The organism is Aerococcus viridans, from assembly GCF_001543285.1.
GTDB lineage: Bacteria > Bacillota > Bacilli > Lactobacillales > Aerococcaceae > Aerococcus > Aerococcus viridans.
Map to the genome: position 1 here is coordinate 364,666 of NZ_CP014164.1, position 18,758 is coordinate 383,423.

Consider the following 18,758-nt stretch of genomic DNA (forward strand, 5'->3'; position numbering starts at 1 on the left):
TTTTTCAAAAAAGGAAGGTTTAGACTTCCATTATAAACATGGCGTGGTCGATTTCTTTGTAGAGGTCGTTATGGCGCCATTCGCGTTCATAGGCGAGACTATTGCTGATAAAATGTTGATTACCTTGCTTTATTTGGTGTCTGATGTGAACGTGTCCCATGATTGATTGTTTGATTGGATAATCTTGATAGAAAGGTAAGTAGTCATCGGTTGCGATATAGGCATTGAAGAAGTCGAACACCCGGTGTGGCATGGGGATAGTAAACTCAGGAATGGTAACGACATGGGTCAAAAGGATAATATTTTTGGGTTGAGGGGCTGTCATCACTTGGTCTAAGGTTTCTTTGGTTTCCTGAGCGAATTGCTTAGAGACTTCTTTGTCAGTTGCTTGCCAATCTAGCCGAACTTTATCTTGCCAGGTGACGAGTTTGTGGCGGCCGGTCTCTAACTTTTCTTCTGTAAAAGCTGGATCATGATAGGCATGGTTGTACCAACCAGTATGACCAACAACAGCAGTATCCCTGCCCACCATTAATGCCTTGTTTAATATGCTTTGTGGGTGACTTTTAAAGGTGTCGTGGATAGTCAATGTATGTTTTTTGGTCGACTTTGCTTCCCAATAATCATGGTTCCCCGGTATAAAATAAATCTTAGCGCCGGAATGGGCTTGTAATTTTTCCACAAAAGCAATGGTCTTATCGTAATGGTTAGAGATGTCGCCACCGATAAAGACTTCGTCCAGTGCTTGATCGTTGATGTAAGCGGAAAGGGTATGAAGAAAGTCCGTTTCTTGCTGGGTCTTACCGCGGTCGATATGTATATCTGATATAAATCCTAGTTTCATTTGTTTCACCTTTATTCTTGGAATCAACTCTATTCTACCATATGGCTTGATAATGCATATTAATTGAATTTCTGCGGGCAAAAGCATAACATGAGCTTATATACAAAAACTAGGAGGTATTATATATGGTAGACAATATTCAACCATTCACACAAGATGAATTTGAGAAAGAGATTAAGGATTTCCAAGAGATTACAGCAAATGTGGCTCAAGAGTTTTTAGAAGAAGACGAAGCTAAATTGGTATTTATTGGTCGCTCGACTTGTCCTTTCTGTCGTAAATACTTACCAAAATTAATCCAAGCCTTAGGCGACGATGTAAGCAGTACATACTATTTAAATTCTGAACAAACAGCAACTGATGATGCTTTATCTGACTTCCGTTTTGAAGTTGGCGCTAAAACTGTTCCTTCATTAGTATACGTCGGTGGCGACAGTAAATTTAAAAACTTAAATGCGGATTCTTCAAATTCTGTAGCGGAAATTGCGCAAGCTATTCAAGGGTAATGACAGCTTAAATGCAAGATTGGTAAATATATCTTTGTTAAACCCTTAAGAAAGAGTTAAAGCACATGAAATCGTTTGAATCTATCTATATTTTTCTTTAGACTTATAGGTATAGAAAGGTGTGATATTAATGAAAACGCCAAAAGTAGTGATGGGTTTCCTAGCCGCCGGAGTATTAGCAGCTGGATACACTATTACACAAGTTCAAGCAGATGAAAATGCGCAAGATTTATATACAAGTAATGTAGCAACATCTCAAGTTGAATCAGCTACAACAAGTAGTGAATCAACTAGTCAATCGGAACAAGCAAGCACAAGTACTGAGGAAGTAGCCACTAGTGAAATAGCTTCAGATACGTCTGAAACTGTAACTACTAGTGAGTCAACAGATAATACTGCAACTGATACTGAGGCAACAAGTAGTCCTATAGCGGAAACTACTTCAAGTGAAGAAGTAACTGACCAAACTGCTATAGAAACACCAGATGCAGAGCCTGCAGTTGCTGAAGAAACAGCAGTGGAAACAGCTGACCAAGCAGCAACAGAATTTGCACCAGCAGCTAGTGAAGAAGCTACTAGTGTGCCTGACCAAACTGAAAACCGTCAAATCATTATTGATCGTGTAGGTTTAGCAAGTGATGCACTAGATGGTTATAGTGATGAGCAAATTGCACAATCACGGGTAGAAGCAGAAAACTTAGGTTCTGACCCTGGTTACTCTTACTCATGGTTATTGCAACAAAAGCCAGCTAACGCTGCAACACAATCAATGTAAGAAATAAAATTAAACAACCACTTCCTTAAATCCATCGAAGATTTGGGAAGTGGTTGTTTTTGTCATTCATTCAATATTCTTCTAGTCGTCTAAGAAAGCTGTCATCCGTTTGATGAAATCTTTTAATACAGTAATACGGGCGTGACGTTTGTCGACACCAGAAATGACTTTCCATGGGGCTTCTTTAGTAGAAGTTGCAGCAACCATTTCATTCATGGCGGTGTTATAGAGGTCAAATTTATCCCGGTTTCGCCAGTCTTCATCAGTGATTTTGTATTGTTTGTCAGGGTCTTTTTCTCGGCCCATAAACCGATCATATTGGGTGTCTTTATCGATGATAATCAGATATTTCAATAGGAGGTAGTCCTGGTCAGTGATGTTGTGTTCCATCTGATTAATTTCTTCGTAAGCTTCTTGCCAACGGTAAACTGGCGTAAGGTTTTCGATTCGTTCAACTAAGACACGGCCATACCATGTGCGGTCAAAAATCGTCATCCGTCCCAAACTTGGGAAGTCTCGGTAAAATCGCCATAAGTAATGGTGGCGCAACTCTTCATCATTTGGGGCAGCGACGGTAGCCACGTCATAACCACGAGGGTCCATCAACCGGGTTAAGCGTTGGTAATTCCCACCTTTACCGGCAGCATCTGACCCCTCGTAGGCTACAATAACCCCTTTGTTTTCTTGGTAAGCCCTAAACAACAAGTTGGCAGCCTGTTCTTGCAAGTCTTCCCTGATGTCATCATAGTCTTCTTTTGAAATTATTGGGGAATGATCAACTTGCCCCACGATATCTGGACTATTACCAATAAAGTCTAAATCTAATGGCGGGCGAGTCAAATCGCTAGACAGCCAATTTTCTAAGCTATCGATACAAGTTTTGAGAGCCAAACGGGATTGATCCTTTTGGTCATCCACATGTAGGATATGCCATGGCGTTTCCTCAAAGTTTGTTTTCTTCAAAATCTCCCTAAAGTGTTTACGGTAAGCCTTGTAGTTTTTCAACTGGTCCTTATCTTGCTTGGTGACTAAGACTTTTCTGTAAGGGTCTTCTTTCAAAGCCTTAATTCGGTCCGTCATTTCGTCCTTACTATGGTGGATAAAGAACTTAATGACTAGGGTATCATCGTGGGTGAGGGCTTTTTCAACAAAGGAGATATCGTCTAAAACATGATTAAGTGTTTTCTCCTTCATATCCAGTTGGTGGAAGAGGTCATAGTAGAACGACCGGTCGAAGAAGACGATCTGACCGCGCTTAGGCGACCGCATGAAGAAGCGGCGCAAATACGGGCGCTGTTCATCTTCCAAAGTACTTTCATCGAAAACCGCTACTTCATAATGTTTAGGGTCTAGTTCACGCGTCAAATCCTTGAGCAAGAATCCTTTACCAGAAGCCTCCCAACCATCCACAATCACCAGCATACTTTTCTTGGTTTCTTGTAGTTGGCGGTGCAATTCAGCAAATTTATCACCTAATTCTGACCGTTTCATATCCTGTAACTCGACTGGAATACTTGTTCTATGAGTGTTTTTGTTGGGTAACATCCGCGTCACTTCTTTCTTTTTGGCAAAATGGCAATCAATATTTAAGGTCATTTTCTTATACATATATTATAAAGTATAAATGCAATAATGCATAAGGATTGTGCTATTTTCGGTAAAATAGTAGGTATTTTAAAGGAATTCAAGAGTTTTATGATAAAATAATTAGGAAGTACTATATGAAAGAAGAAAAACTGAATGAGAGATTTTAAACTAGCGGTCGATCACTTCCGTGAAACGGCCTATAAAGACAAACAAGACATATACGAAGCATTAGCGCGCACCCATTCGCCACACACCTTAGTGATTACCTGTGGTGATTCACGTATTAATGTTGAGAGCTTGTTACAAGCCGACCCCGGCGAAGTTTTCCAAATCCGAAATATCGCAAATATCGTACCAGAATACAAAGACCCAGACCCGGTATTATCCTTACAAGCAGGTTTAGACTTCACTGTAACCTCATTAAAAGTCAATAATATTATCTTACTTGGCCATATTAACTGCGGGGGGTGTAACACTTGCCTAAACCCACCAGAAAATTTTGACGAAATGCCTTATTTAAAAGAATGGATTGGCAAGTTAAATCCAGTCAAGGAATCTATTGCAGACCAATTAGCAGCCTTAGATGATCCAGTTGCTAAGAGTGATTTGATGGAAAAAACGAATATCATTACCCAATACAACCACTTAATGGAATACCCAATCATCGCTGACCGTGTTGCAGCCGGAAACCTAAAAGTAGAAGGTTGGCATTTCCATACGGATGAAGGTTTTGTTGAAGTTTATCAGCCAGAAACAAAGACATTCAAGCGACTTTAAGTTAAAATAGATATAATTGAAGCGTCCTTAACTAGAAAGGACGTTTTTCTTTTCGATTTGAAGGAGGGACGAGAGATGATGAATCCACAGAAAGATCAGTTAGAAGCAATCCAGCAGCTGATCAAAAATCCGAAGACGGTTATTGGGATAATCTTAGCGGCGTTAGCAGTCTATGTCTCGCAAGAACCGTGGAATATGGACGACCAGAACAACAATCAAAGTGACCAAGCACAAGTAGCTGACAGCGAATCAGATTCTTCAACGACTAGTGAATCTGCAACAGAATCCGCTCAAGCAACAGAGGGGGACACAGTCCAAGTGGCTGAAGACAGAACTTACACAAGTCCTGAAGAAGTAGCTGCCTACATCGACCAATATGACACACTGCCAGAAAACTATATCACCAAATCCGAAGCCGAAGATTTAGGTTGGGAATCTAGCGACGGCAACTTGTGGGAAGTAGCAGAAGGCATGTCAATCGGTGGCGATTATTTTGGAAACTATGAAGGCCTACTGCCAGAAGAAGACGACTACCGAGAAGCAGACGTTAATTATGACGGCGGCTTCCGCGGCGCTGAACGCATTATCTATTCAGACGACGGCGATATTTACTACACCGACGACCACTACGAATCCTTCCAACAACTCTATTAATCTTAAGGAGTGACAGGCATGCAAACACTTATCATTGATGGCCAAGACCTTTATGGGCAAAAGGACTTGCACGATTACATCGCAAAAGCCCTAGATTTCCCTAGCTATTACGGTGCCAATCTAGACGCCCTTCACGACATGCTAACTTCATGGCAAACACCCACAACCATCTACTTAGTCAACCTAGATGCCTTATCAAACCACCTAGGCGCGGCTTACAGCAAAAAATTCCTCAAATTATTGCTGGATGTTGAAGAAAAGAATGCATTCTTGACGATTCTTAGGTAAGATGAAGACAAAGCATTTCTAGACGAAGCAATAAAATGAGCGAAGGAGGGAAGAAATGGGCGTAATGTTAACGTTAGCCTACGAGGTTGCGATTAAAGACCAACAAGTGGCCCTTGAAATTATCAATCAGGCCCACACCATGATTCAAAACAAATTCCAACCAGCCTTAATGTCTGACAATATTCAATTAGACCATGCGATTCATAAGCAATCCATCCTATTTGCTGATGGTATGTCAGCATTCTTATACTACCGCCTTTTACAACAGGCCATTTACCCCATTCAAATCAATGGGGGGCTAGGTTTATCTGAGGATATTGCCCAGTCATTAACCTATTCAGAACAAGTATTAAAAGAAGCACAGAAAATGGGCGAAGGCTACATTTTATACAATGCGAACTTTTTTGAAGACGGCTTATTAAATATGCAATTGATTAACTGGCAAAAAATCATCCAAGAACAAACGCCAGTTGCTAGGGTATTGGCATTCCTCTATGAAATCCAAGCCCCTGTCTATGTTGACGGATCTATGTTGACCCAAGACTTCTTAGGGGGAGACTTGATTGCGCTAGACAAAGCCAAACAAGCCCTATATGCAGACAATGAAAAATTATTATCTATGGCAGATATCAACTTTTCAGCCCGTAAAACCAGCAAGTGGTTGGAGGTCTTTGACCAAGTCGATAAAAACAAGTATTTCATCACCGGTTTATTTAAAAAAGGCTATGCCACAGCCGTTGCCAATATGACTTACATGACCCGGCAAAATATTGATTATCATTTCCGCAGTGGCCGGTTCGCCTTTGAGCGAGATATGCTTGCGACAATTGTCTTACAAATGGACCGCGAGATTTCCGCACTAGGTTAGGCAAAGTGAATAAGTAGATCAATAGACCAGTGTAAAAAGAATACATGAGGAAAAGGTTTGAGAATCACCATTTACTGGGGGAATTTTTAGGCCTTTTTCTTTGGGATGGATTGTAAACAATAAGTAAAGATTATGTTTACAAAAACGAAACGTTCCCAAAGGGTTTTCTACTTGAGCAAGGGCGAAGGTCTTTGGTAATATGAATAAGGAAAGCGTTTGGAAGAACCAAACTAAACTGAACGCTAAAGGAAGCATTATCGGGACGATGTTATTTGTATGGGAATGAAAGAAAAATGGTGAACGTTTCATGGAATCATGGGATAAACAAGCAAGTCGCCGTAAAGACAAGCTACAAGGGCTAAAAGAAAAGATTTACTTGAACTGTGTCCATATTGATGCACCCTTTATTAAGGCATTTTCACTGGCGCACATCTTATACTTAGCTGCCTTCTTTATGATTTTACTTGCCATGTTTATTTTTAGAGACTTTATCAACATCCACCAGGTAGTTATTGGTCGTGTCATGTTTACCATTTCCATTTTACAACAAATACTCTTATACTCTTGGTATTATTTCGAGACCAAATTCGACTTAAAACAAGCCTTGCCACTGCACATTTGTCGCCTATCAACCATAATGGGACTGATTTACCTACTAACAGGTAACCAAATGATCATGCAAGTATTATTCTATTTCGGACTTTACGCTTACTTCTCATTTTTTATGCCAAGCCGTATCAACAAAATTTACCACGTATCAGGCCTAAGCTACTTTTTAAACCACGTTATTACGATTTTGATCCCATTCTTCGCTTACTTCACCACAGGATGGACACCCTCAATCCACGGTTTAATCGTGTCACTAGGGGCTTTTGCGGTTTACTGGTTTGTCGCATTAATGGTCAACCAATCAACTGGCGGTAACTATTTCTACATGAAATACCGCCCAGTACCAGTCTTAGATAAAGTCAACTTCAAAACCTATACAGTAGGAAACTTTATCTTTACAGTAGGGCTATTCTTGATTGGCTACAGCATCTTCAATTTCTTTGTCTAAATATTTTGCTAAAAGAACATACGCACGCTGAGTTGAGCGCTAACTCTACTTGGGGTGCTTTTCTCAATGACAGGCCACTCAGGATACGCTAATAGGGGGATTCTTGTAAGTTGGCGGCAGGTCATCGAACATAAACGATAGACGCGAGACTCAACATTTGAAAGGGGCCAATCATGGGAATCATTTCGACTGTCGGACGGCAGCGACAACCAAAAATACAGCCAGATTTAAGATACTATGAACAAGTCAAATTAATGAAAAATCGCTATACCAGACGGACTTTTCCAAATGGTGAATTTATCTTAAAAAAATTGCCGACCTCAGATGTTGGCGGCCAATTGGACGAGCGCTTGGTTGGGTCGATTAAAATTCACCGGGACCCGACGCCAGTGATTCAATACCTCAACAACATTATCGAGAAACAATATAACCCCTTCCTATTCTTGTATCGACGGGTAGTGGGGACGACTTTAAACCGGGACATTTCAGACGGTCAAGTGACTATTCGCGAGTATGACTTCCCTATTGAAGAACGGTTTATGCATGCCCGGGTCTTCTATCCGGATGAAGTGCAACAAGCAAATGAGCTAGCACCTGTAATCCTTTACCTTCATGGTGGGGGCTTTATTGGGACGACCTTTGATACCATTACCAATACCTGCCGGGGGATTGCCTATAAGGCCGGTGCTGTTGTAGTGGCCTTTCCATATAGCTTGGCACCAGAGAAACCCTTTCCCCACGCCTTAGTGGACGGAATCGCGATGCTTGGTTGGGTCCGTGATAACGCTGAAATGCTAGGTGTAGACCCTGGAAAAATAGCCATCATGGGTGATTCATCGGGTGCTAATATTGCTGCAGCCATGAATATCTATGACATCGAATCGGGTAACCAGTGGATTAAACAGCAAATTCTCCTTTACCCCATCGTTAATATGGCACTTAAGGAAACGCCGGGTTATGAGTGGTCCTTGGATGAGTATGATATCCATGACAACGACGAAATCATTACCTTTATCGTCAAGTCACTTGGAATTGGTGTTCATTATATTAACAAGTTATATGCTAAAAATGTGGACCTCAAAGATCCACTGGTGTCGCCACTATTCGCTTCAGATAAAACCATTCAACAAATGCCACCGACCATTATTGTGACGGCGGAATACGATTTCTTGCGAATTGAGTCAGAAGCCTATGCCAAGCGCCTGGTGACAAATGGTGTCCAAACGTCCTTCTTCCGTTATCGGGGTTTAGACCATGGTTTTGTCGATAAAATAGGGATCTTCCCCCAATCAGAAGATGCCTTAAGTGAGATTGGTATCCGCTTTAGAGAGACCTTTGGCTTGGGGAAAATGACTGAATCTGAAAGTGTGTGACCCTTTCCTTCAATACCTAAATGGGTTTCATGTATAATAAGGTATATAGTATTTTTCACATACAGAAGAAAAAATGTAAGTGATTAATTTTAAAAAGATCAACAAAAAGGGAGTGTGTAAAATGTCTTATAAAATTTCACGAAAAGCTTCGGAGATAAACAAAGAAGCGAGTGCCATACAGCAGGGGAATACCCTAGCGATTTTTGGTGCGACTTTAGTTACCGGGATTATTACAGGCTTGATTACTTGGGCAATTGAAATGATTACCGGCACAACCGATACGACAACCGCAAAAGATTCTATGTTGACGATTGCGGGTATGGTATCGTTGATTATTTCGATCTTTATTTCTTTCCCATTAAGCTTAGGGATTGATTGGTCGGTTTTACGATTGGTGGATGAGGATCGTTTCCATATTGGGAATATTTTCGAACCGTTCCAACGTCGTTATTTTCGTAATATCTGGAACCAAATTATCTATACTATCGTCATCTTTTTATGGATAATCTTGTTTGCCGTAGTTCTTGGTGGTATTGGTGTTGGAATCTTCTACCTAACTGGTCAATCTTTAACACCGCCAACTGACTTAACAGCAGGTGATTATTCAGGATTAGCAGGTCTTGCAGTAGGGTTAGTGCTTCTTTTTATTATCTTGATGACAATCGTTACCTTGCGTTTAGTGATGAACAACTACCTACTATTTGATAATGACCGTATTGGTGGCCGCAAGCCATTGAAGGTGTCTAAAGTCATGATGAAAGGGAACAAGTGGACCTTATTCTGGATTGGTTTTCAAAATGCCCTTTACCCAGTCTTACTAGCTATTGTGATTTTTGGTGGTTTAGGACTATTAGGTGCCTTCCTAAATAACGGTGGTATCTTAATTGCTATCTTAGCGATTATCGCGACTGTAGCCATCATGATCTTCTCCATTAAATATACAATCCGTCAAATGGTTGCGACAGCTTTACTATACCGTTTAATTACTGACGAACACGGTGATGATTTAGACCGCCGTTTTCCAGAATTAGACCTAACACCAGACGCACCAGTAAACGAATACCACACTGAGCAACGTCCAGCCTTTACGGAAAATGCAACAGCCATTCATCCAGCTGATGATGTCGCTACAGGTACAGCTGCTAACCAAGCGATTAGGGAAACTCAAGCAGAAAAAGAAACCATAGCAGCTGACCAAGCTGACAACTATGTGGGTGAAACAGCCGCTACAGCAGCAGGTGCTGCCGCAGTATTCTCCTTAGCTGACGAAGAAAAAGCTGGCCAAGATGACGAAGTGACTGAATCTAGCGAATATGAAGCAGACCAAGTAGCTGAAAACACTGCAGGCTCATCTTCAGCCTTACGAGGTTCATACAAAGTAGGTCAAGATGCAGCTGTGCGTCAACCTTATCAAGCTACTTATACAACAAGTGAAGGTCCTATTTCAGCCATCCGTAACCACTTTACGGTAGAAGCGTCTGATTACAACGCAGAAAGACCAGCACAAGAAAAGCCTAGCTTTGACTTGAATGCAGGTCCAGCATCAGAATCAGCAGCTGTACGTCACTCATACGTAGTGGGCGGCCAAGCAATTTCAGATGATACAACAAAAAATGAGGACCAAACGCCGGGAAAGAAACCTTATAACATTATGGGCTACAACACACCAGACCGTACCGATTTTGGTAAAGTTGAAAATGCCAAGGATGTTATTATAGCAGCAGACAAGGCTGAATCAGGTGAAAACGGTATGTTAAACCCTGGGGATTTCGATAAAGATGTAGACTATGATCCAGAAATCGATCCAGATCATCAAAACTAATTGAATACTTGTCAAAAACCAAACCACTACCGTTCTTTTATATAAGGAGGTGGTGGTTTTGGATATGTTGGATGTTTCCATGCAACTGATTGGTAATGTTGGCTTTCCCATATTTGTGTCGATTTACTTGATGACGCGAACAGAGAAAAAGCTGGATGACCTAATCGCAGCCGTCGAAAAACTAGCACAATAGAAAAAGGCGCCTAGCCCATTCAAATTCGAATGGGGCTAGGCGCCTTTTTAGTGCATATTATGCTATTTACTTAAATCTTGATCAATATCTAACAGAATTTCGTCAACTGCATTCGTTTCGCTATCATCAACAAGGCTCTCATTTGCATAAGGCGAGTTCTTTTGCCCGTCCCAAGCAGCCTTATGAATTTCAACAGCCACTTTTTCTGGAATAGATAATGCTTGAATATCCGCAATCGTGGCTTCGCGAACAGCTTTCATCGTCTTAAAGTGACGCAAGACCTTGGTCCGTGTTTTAGGACCAACGCCGTCAATCCCATCTAATTTAGAAGTAAAGGATTGTTTACTCCTTGTCTTACGATGGAAGGTAATCGCAAACCGGTGGACCTCATCTTGAATCCGTTGTAAGAGATGGAAAGCCTGTGACCGAGGATCAAGTGGGATAATGGTCAGAGGATCACCAAAAATTAGGTTGGCTGTCCTATGTTTATCATCCTTGACCATACCAGCCACTGGAATGTCTAAACCAAGCTCATCTTCCAAAACTTCCCTGGCAGCATTCACTTCAATTGCACCACCATCCATCAAGATTAAATCAGGGAAATCCCCATCTTCTTTCAGGAGTCGACCATACCGGCGACGGATAACCTCTTGTGTTGTCGCAAACTCATTTGATCCATCAACCGTCTTGATCTTGTACTTCCGGTACATAGATTTATTCGGACGCCCGTCCTCATAGGCCACCATCGCCGATACCGGGTTAGTCCCTTGGATATTTGAATGGTCAAAACTTTCAATGACTTTCAAGTAAGGTAGGTTCAAGGCTTCAGACAATTGGTCAATAGCACCAGTCGTTTTTTGTTCCTTCATAGCCAACAATCTAAATTTGTCTAGATGGGCAATCTTAGCATTTCGTTGTGCCATCTGCAGCATCTTGTGCTTGTCACCTCGTTTAGGTGTCGATACCTTCACTTCAACAGTATCCGCAATCAATTCATTGTCCAAGTTACCCGGCACCAAAATTTCTTTAGGCTTCGTATGGTTGGCTTCTTGGTAGAATTGGACGATGTAGGAAGTCAACTCCTCTTCGGGGTCAGAATACACTGGGAAAAGGGCCGAGTCCCGCTTAATAATGGAAAACTGCCGCAACAAGAATACCTGGATGGAAATCCAACCTTTATCAAAGTAAAAGGCGAAGACATCACGGTCATTGTATTGCTTAGACATGATATTTTGTGGTTCCACCGTTTGTTCAATATAGTTGATTTGGTCACGGTACTCAGCAGCTCGTTCAAACTGCAAGTCTTCAGAAGCAGCAGTCATTTTCCCCTTCAAATCATCCTTAATATTCTTCACATCACCATTTAGGAAACGGCGAATCCGTGCTTTCTGCGCTTTATATTCTTCCACTGGCACTTCATGGTCGCAAGGACCAATACATTGCCCGAGGTGGTAATAGAAACAAGCCCGCTTCTCATTCTTCCCGCACTTACGCAAAGGATAGGTCTTCTGCAGTAAATCGAGGGTACCGGATGCCGCATAAATATTCGGATAGGGACCAAAGTACTCGCCACCATCATCCTCCACCACAGACGTAATAATCATCTGTGGATCACGCTCATTGGTAATCTTGATATAAGGATACATGGTCCCATGCTTCAAGCGTATATTGTAGTGAGGCTGGTGTTTCTTAATCAGATTAATTTCAAGCAGCAAACTCTCTTTATCCGTTTGCGTGACAATATAGTCAAAATGGTCAATTTCACTCACAAGCTGAGCCGTCTTACCAGTATGGGTTGACTTGAAATAGGAACGGACACGATTTTTTAAATTCTTCGCCTTACCAATATAAATAATCTGGTCATCAGCATTCTTCATAATGTAACAACCAGGCAAATCTGGTACAAGGGTTAACAAATTCTCAATTAACTCACTAGCCATCCTTGGCCTCCTTCCGTCAATAATAGCGGCCCTAATATTAGACCTCAAAGTTAAGTAATTTAATCAATCTAGGATTCTATATTTGAACATTTGTCATGGAAAAATTGTATTAATTAGCAAAGTTTATTAAGCATGCTTGATATACATTAATTAAATAATGCCATCAATAAGTACGGCACATAGTTAGCACAGTATATGTGCCGTACTTATCTTGTTTTTTTCCTATTCAATCCGAAATTATACCACGCAGCAACGATTTTTGGCAGTAATTTGCATGCTAGGATGGAATAGTAGCATAGAATTGGTATTATCCACCTTTGTGTTATAAGGATTGGGCTCGATATGGTAAAATATACAACAAAGCTAGCAAGTAAAGCGTGGTCCTTTTTCAAGAGGGCTACATGTAGATAAAGTAAATTTCCTAGGCTGAGTGAGATTTGAGTTTGGGAAATAAAAAACCAAGGAGGAATTATTATGACAAAAAAATCAGCTTTCAACACTTTATTAGGCTTGGGTTCCTTAGCGTTAGGTGCTGCTTATGTTAGGTGGCAAAATTATACTGTTGGAACGACAGATTACTTTGTCGAGAATCCTCGTTTCAAAGACAGTTTGAATGGCTTTACTATTGCCCACCTGTCTGACTTACACCTACCTGATCAAAATGTAGACTTGAATGATATTTTAGATCATGTCTATGATATGCAACCAAATATCATCGCGATTACGGGAGATATTGTCCAAACCGATGCATCTAATTTAGACGAAGCGACTTTGTTTACATTCTTTAAAGCTTTAACAGATATCGCGCCAACTTTTGCGACTTTTGGTAACCATGACGCGGTGTCCTTACAACACAATCTGTTAGTTCGGACTATGGGGGCAGCAGGGATAGTCCACTTAAATGACCGGGCTATTACTTATACTTATAAGGGTCAACCGCTGACCTTGATGGGCTTAGATGATAAAAAGAATAAATATTTCTTAGTTGGAGATGCCTTGAGAACAGTAGATTTAACAGCTGATCAAATGGCGCAACCAAAAATCTTATTGGCCCACCATCCAGAAGCCTTCTTGCGGTATCATGAAAATATCAATAAGTCACCTGATTTGGTTTTATCAGGTCATGCCCACGGTGGTCAAATCCGCGTGCCGGGAATCGGTGGATTATTTGCTCCTAACCAAGGGAAATTCCCCAAGTATACAGCAGGTGTTTTCTACTTACCCGGTAACCCTGACAAGCAAATGGTGGTTTCACGCGGGATTGGGCCATCAAGTTTCCCAATTCGTTTAAACAACCGCCCAGAAGTGATTGCTGTCCATTTAACAACGGATATTGACCGGGCTGTTGACGGCTTGACCAAATCCATTGATTACATCACTGAGCAAGAGGGTGGGGTAACCTTTCAGCAAGTAGAAGCCCAATATCTAGCCCGCAAGCAAGCACGCGCGCAAGCGCAAGGGTACTTTTCAGTGACACCGGATGCCACAAGTAGCCAAGAAATTATTGATGCCATTGATGAAGAAGCAAATGTTGATGCCTATACATTGGTGCCGAATGAGGAGGAAACGGACATGACAGATCCAAGAAAAAATCCTTTTGTAGACAATAATGACTATGATGATGATGCAGTAGACCGTTCGACAATTGAAGCCCCTAAATATGAGGCTGATGATGAAGAGAAAGTGCCGCATAACCCAAATATTAAGTCATCTTATATCTTGTTGGACCCAGAAACAAATGAAAGAACTGTCGTAGATGAAAACGTAAATACAGAGAAAATCTTCTCTGATAATTTAAATGAAGATGTATTTATTGTGAAGGACCCTAAGAAAAAATAGGGGTTATTGACTTAAAGAAGAGGGCCTAACCATGGCCCTTATCTTTTGTAGCCAATATTGAACCATAAGCAGTAAAGTAGAAAAAAGAAATAGAGGACTAAAATGACGGAAAATGATACACAAATAACTGGTTTTGTAAGCCAATTACCTAATGGGCTTCAGGACAAATGGCAGTCAGCTGGCTTTGGCCAAGCAACTGATATTCAAACTGAGACCTTCCAACCGATGTATGATGCCCAAAGTGTGATTGCATCAGCACCAACAGGTTCAGGGAAAACCTTGGCTTATTTACTACCGGTTTTAAGCCGAATGGTGGCTGAACGAGAAGCGTCTCAAGGTCAATACAATGGGGGCTTGAGACTAATTGTTTTGGTGCCTTCACAAGAATTGGCTTCCCAAGTGGGGGACGTGGTCCAAGCGTGGGCACGAGCTGTCGACTTCAAAGCCATGAAAATTATTGGTGGCGCGAATGTGAAGCGGCAAATTGAGAAAATTAGAGAAAGACCGGATATTATTGTCGGGACTTCGGGCCGGATGATTGAACTGATTGACCAACGTAAGTTGAAGGTTCATGAAGTGGATACTATCATTATTGATGAGGCGGATGCTTTGTTAGATGAGGAACATATTGGCCAAACCAAGCAATTGGTTAAAAAATTACCGGGTAGAGCGCAAGTGGCTTTATTCTCAGCAACAGTACCAGATACTTTGGCTGGTTTAGCTAGTGACTTATTGGCTGAACCTGTAATTGAATTGGCAGCTGAAAAAATAGGAACGGCCTTTGAAAAACAACGACAAGATGGCTATATTAATGTTCCTGTTCGTAAGCGTGACGATATGTTACGCCGACTTGCTCAAGTTGAGGGGATGCGGGCCTTAGTATTTGTCCGTACGGTAGCTGAAATTGAACAGTTGCAACAAAAATTGCAGTTCAACCATATTCAAACGGCTTATCTGCATTCGAAGATGGCGGCGCAAAACCGCCAGCAAGCCATTGCCAAGTTCACGAAGGGTGAATATACTTACCTATTTACAACGGATGTTGCGGCACGTGGTTTGGATATTGAAGACCTATCTTTGGTTATTCAGTATGATTTACCAGCGACACCTGAACAATATACCCACCGGGCTGGGCGAACTGGCCGTATGGGGAAAGCAGGACTGGTCTTGACTTTCGTTAACGATCGTTCGCTTAGAGATTTGAAGAAGCAGGTTGGTGATGATATTCAGCTGACAGCATTCTATACTTATGGGGGGCAACTGACGGACCAAGTACCGAGTGCGAGCCAGAACGACGAAGATCAACCCCTTTTACAGGAAGAAAAAGAGGGGGCGGCTGTCAAAGCAAAAGCGCGGGTGAAAAAACCGAAACAAGCGAATAAAGCGGCGGCACCGGCGAAGGCACGGAAGAAGAATCGTAAGCGGGATAATAAGAATAAAGGAGCTAGACGGCACAAGGATTAATCTGGACTGGTCGAACGGCTTGGAATTCGATACAATGAATTAGTAATATTGAGATAAATATTGAATAGTGGATAAATGATTTTAGAGGAGTGAATGTACATAATGAGCAACCGTTATGCAGTAATTCTAGCAGCAGGTAAAGGGACTCGTATGAAGTCTAAATTGTATAAGGTGTTACACCCAGTTGCGGGTAAACCTATGGTAGACCACGTTTTGACTAGTGTGAATGACGCTGGGATTGATGAAGTGGTGACAATTGTTGGTCATGGTGCGGAGGCGGTCCAAGAGTTATTGGGCGACCGTACGGCTTATACAATACAAACGGAGCAGTTGGGTACTGGTCATGCGGTGCAACAAGCGGCGAGTGAATTGGCTGATAAAGAAGGTACGACTTTAGTTATTTGTGGTGATACGCCTTTATTTACAGCGGATACGATTGCGCGTTTGTTAGATGTCCATGAAGAGGCCGGCTTTAAAGCGACGATTTTAACTGCACCTGCTGATGATCCGACTGGTTACGGCCGTATTGTCCGTGATAAAGAGGGCCAAGTGGTGAAAATTGTTGAGCAAAAAGATGCCAATGATGCTGAAAAATTAATTACTGAAATTAACACAGGGACTTATGTCTTTGATAATGCCTTATTATTCGACGCTTTAAATAAAGTCGGTAATGACAATGCGCAAGGTGAATACTACTTGCCAGATGTGATTGAAATCTTGAAGGAAGCTGGCGAGGCTGTTGGGGCCTTCCAAATGGATAACTTAGATGAGTCCCTTGGGGTAAATGACCGTGTGGCTTTAGCGCAAGCTAACAAAACCATGTTTAAACGTATTAACGAATACCATATGCGTAATGGGGTAACGATTGTCGACCCGGATGCGGTTTACATTGAAGATGGCGTTGAAATTGGCGCGGATACAGTGATTCAACCAAATGTATACCTTAAAGGGGATACTGTGATTGGTGAAGATTGCCATATTTATTCAGGGACAACAATCCGTGATTCTAAGATTGGTGATCGTGTGAAAGTCCGTGCTTCTGAAATTGAAGAAAGCCAAGTGAAAGATGGCGTGGATATTGGGCCAAATGCTCACTTACGTCCGGCATCTGTTATTGATGAAAATGCCCATATCGGAAATTTTGTGGAAATTAAAAAAGCACATATTGGTGCAGGCACTAAGGTCGGTCATTTAACTTATATTGGTGACGCCACTTTAGGCAAAAATATCAATGTTTCTTGTGGTGTGATTTTTGCAAACTACGACGGTGTGAACAAACACCATTCAACAATCGGGGACAACTCATTTATCGGGTCTGACGTGACGATCATTTCACCTGTAAATGTTGAAGCTAATGCATTTTTAGCAGCTGGTTCAACGATTACCAAAGATGTCCCAAGCAAGGCTTTAGGGATTGCCCGTTCTCGTCAAGAAAATAAAGACGGTTTCTGGGATAGATTACCAATTGGTAAAAAAGACTAATCCTGCAAATATTTTAACTAAATTCACATTTTTCGATTCGCTATTTAGCTAACAATCGTCGTTCTTCTATGGTAGAATAGGGATGATAAGAGTGTCTGAGCATTCAGTATTGTGGAGGGAAAAAAATGTCAGAATCTATAGTCGATCATGGACTAAAAATCTTTTCATTGAGTTCAAACAATGAACTTGCTGAAAAAATTGCAACTTCAATGGGCGTAGAGTTAGGTCATATTTCAGTGTCACATTTCAGTGATGGTGAAATTAAAATTGCGATTGAGGAATCTATTCGTGGGGACAATGTTTATATCATCCAATCAACATCTGACCCAGTAAATGATAACTTGATGGAATTATTAATCATGATTGATGCTTGTCGTCGTGCAAGTGCCGAAGAGATCAATGTTGTGATTCCTTACTTTGGCTACGCACGCCAAGACCGTAAGGCACAACCGCGAGAACCAATCACAGCGAAATTAGTGGCGCGTATGATGGAAAATGCTGGTGCAACTCGCATCCTTGCGTTAGACTTACATGCTGCGCAAATCCAAGGTTTCTTCGAAGTGCCAGTAGACCACCTATACGGTGCGCCATTACTAGCAGAATACTTCTTAACCAATGACCGTTATACCGATTCAGACATCGTTGTTGTTTCACCTGACCATGGTGGGGTAACACGTGCACGTAAACTAGCTGAATTCTTAAAAGCACCGATTGCCATTATCGATAAACGTCGACCTAAAGCCAACGTTGCTGAAGTGATGAATATTGTAGGCGATGTTTCTAATCGCCACGCTATTATCATCGATGACATGATTGACACAGCGGGTACCATTACCCTAGCTGCATCAGCAATCAAAGACGCGGGCGCATTATCTGTTGTGGCTTGCTGTACACACCCAGTATTATCTGGCCCAGCAATCCAACGTTTAGAAGACTCAGTGTTAGATGAAGTTGTTGTTTCCGATTCAATCTACTTAACAGATGAAAAACGTATCGACAAAATCAAACAAGTAACAGTATCTGAATTAATCGCGGAAGCCATTGTACGTATCCACGAAAATCGTTCAGTATCACCATTATTCAACGAAAAATTCGAAGGCATGCACCACGTCATTGAATAAGCCTTTTGATGAGTAAGTGATAGATAAATTGAAAAGGGCAGTCCTTCCATTGCTGGCGGGACTGCTCTTTTATTGTCTTAGCGATTCCCACGTGTAGAAATCTTGGAGCGGTATGCTACAATGGGTTTATTGTAAATTATTCAGGTGCTAGAAAAGTGGCAGTCCCTT

Annotated in this window: 17 protein-coding genes; 14 read left to right on the forward strand and 3 right to left on the reverse strand. The window is 41.5% G+C overall.

Annotated features, from left to right (window positions below):
* Nucleotides 1-19: 19 nt before the first annotated feature.
* Nucleotides 20-844 carry a metallophosphoesterase gene (locus AWM76_RS01710; protein ID WP_039935912.1) on the reverse strand — a complete coding sequence of 275 codons (825 nt, stop codon included), beginning with the start codon at nt 842-844 and terminating at the stop codon, nt 20-22.
* Nucleotides 845-969: 125 nt separating this feature from the next.
* Here AWM76_RS01710 and AWM76_RS01715 point away from each other — a divergent pair, with 125 nt between their 5' ends.
* Entirely contained in the window at nt 970-1,350 is a 381-nt protein-coding gene (locus AWM76_RS01715) for a DUF6568 family protein (protein ID WP_003143146.1), read from the forward strand.
* Nucleotides 1,351-1,480: 130 nt separating this feature from the next.
* Nucleotides 1,481-2,125, forward strand: coding sequence for a hypothetical protein (locus tag AWM76_RS01720; RefSeq protein ID WP_003143144.1), 645 nt, complete (start codon nt 1,481-1,483; stop codon nt 2,123-2,125).
* 81 nt (nt 2,126-2,206) lie between these two features.
* Here AWM76_RS01720 and AWM76_RS01725 read toward each other — a convergent pair whose 3' ends face one another.
* Complete coding sequence (locus tag AWM76_RS01725) at nt 2,207-3,670, reverse strand: phosphate--AMP phosphotransferase (RefSeq protein WP_039935911.1); 1,464 nt, start codon at nt 3,668-3,670, stop codon at nt 2,207-2,209.
* A gap of 195 nt (nt 3,671-3,865) precedes the next feature.
* On the opposite strand from AWM76_RS01725, the gene AWM76_RS01730 reads away from it, so the two are divergent.
* The 8 genes from AWM76_RS01730 to AWM76_RS10315 all read left to right on the forward strand — a co-directional run bounded on the left by AWM76_RS01730 (nt 3,866) and on the right by AWM76_RS10315 (nt 10,744).
* Entirely contained in the window at nt 3,866-4,489 is a 624-nt protein-coding gene (locus AWM76_RS01730; RefSeq protein ID WP_003143142.1) for a carbonic anhydrase, read from the forward strand.
* A gap of 75 nt (nt 4,490-4,564) precedes the next feature.
* Complete coding sequence (locus AWM76_RS01735; protein ID WP_003143138.1) at nt 4,565-5,143, forward strand: ribonuclease domain-containing protein; 579 nt, start codon at nt 4,565-4,567, stop codon at nt 5,141-5,143.
* 18 nt (nt 5,144-5,161) lie between these two features.
* On the forward strand, nt 5,162-5,431 hold the full coding sequence (locus AWM76_RS01740) for a barstar family protein (protein ID WP_003143135.1): 270 nt from the start codon (nt 5,162-5,164) through the stop codon (nt 5,429-5,431).
* A 55-nt stretch (nt 5,432-5,486) separates the two neighbouring features.
* Nucleotides 5,487-6,299 carry a hypothetical protein gene (locus AWM76_RS01745; RefSeq protein WP_003143134.1) on the forward strand — a complete coding sequence of 271 codons (813 nt, stop codon included), beginning with the start codon at nt 5,487-5,489 and terminating at the stop codon, nt 6,297-6,299.
* A gap of 307 nt (nt 6,300-6,606) precedes the next feature.
* Nucleotides 6,607-7,356, forward strand: coding sequence for a YwaF family protein (locus AWM76_RS01750; RefSeq protein WP_003143133.1), 750 nt, complete (start codon nt 6,607-6,609; stop codon nt 7,354-7,356).
* A 173-nt stretch (nt 7,357-7,529) separates the two neighbouring features.
* Nucleotides 7,530-8,729: an alpha/beta hydrolase gene (locus tag AWM76_RS01755; protein WP_003143132.1), complete on the forward strand. Its 1,200-nt coding sequence runs from the start codon at nt 7,530-7,532 to the stop codon at nt 8,727-8,729.
* Between the two features lie 121 nt (nt 8,730-8,850).
* The gene (locus AWM76_RS01760) at nt 8,851-10,551 is read left to right on the forward strand and encodes a DUF975 family protein (protein ID WP_050774122.1); all 1,701 of its coding nucleotides are present in this window, start codon (nt 8,851-8,853) and stop codon (nt 10,549-10,551) included.
* A gap of 64 nt (nt 10,552-10,615) precedes the next feature.
* The gene (locus AWM76_RS10315) at nt 10,616-10,744 is read left to right on the forward strand and encodes a YvrJ family protein (protein WP_003143129.1); all 129 of its coding nucleotides are present in this window, start codon (nt 10,616-10,618) and stop codon (nt 10,742-10,744) included.
* A 62-nt stretch (nt 10,745-10,806) separates the two neighbouring features.
* Here AWM76_RS10315 and uvrC read toward each other — a convergent pair whose 3' ends face one another.
* Complete coding sequence (gene uvrC, locus AWM76_RS01765) at nt 10,807-12,684, reverse strand: excinuclease ABC subunit UvrC (protein WP_003143128.1); 1,878 nt, start codon at nt 12,682-12,684, stop codon at nt 10,807-10,809.
* A 474-nt stretch (nt 12,685-13,158) separates the two neighbouring features.
* On the opposite strand from uvrC, the gene AWM76_RS01770 reads away from it, so the two are divergent.
* The 4 genes from AWM76_RS01770 to AWM76_RS01785 all read left to right on the forward strand — a co-directional run bounded on the left by AWM76_RS01770 (nt 13,159) and on the right by AWM76_RS01785 (nt 18,590).
* A complete protein-coding gene (locus tag AWM76_RS01770; protein WP_003143127.1) occupies nt 13,159-14,523 on the forward strand; it encodes a metallophosphoesterase in 1,365 nt (454 codons plus the stop codon).
* Nucleotides 14,524-14,625: 102 nt separating this feature from the next.
* Nucleotides 14,626-15,987 carry a DEAD/DEAH box helicase gene (locus tag AWM76_RS01775; RefSeq protein ID WP_060779316.1) on the forward strand — a complete coding sequence of 454 codons (1,362 nt, stop codon included), beginning with the start codon at nt 14,626-14,628 and terminating at the stop codon, nt 15,985-15,987.
* A gap of 102 nt (nt 15,988-16,089) precedes the next feature.
* Nucleotides 16,090-17,469 carry a bifunctional UDP-N-acetylglucosamine diphosphorylase/glucosamine-1-phosphate N-acetyltransferase GlmU gene (glmU, locus tag AWM76_RS01780; protein WP_039935910.1) on the forward strand — a complete coding sequence of 460 codons (1,380 nt, stop codon included), beginning with the start codon at nt 16,090-16,092 and terminating at the stop codon, nt 17,467-17,469.
* A 125-nt stretch (nt 17,470-17,594) separates the two neighbouring features.
* The gene (locus tag AWM76_RS01785) at nt 17,595-18,590 is read left to right on the forward strand and encodes a ribose-phosphate diphosphokinase (protein ID WP_003143123.1); all 996 of its coding nucleotides are present in this window, start codon (nt 17,595-17,597) and stop codon (nt 18,588-18,590) included.
* Nucleotides 18,591-18,758 lie beyond the last annotated feature (168 nt).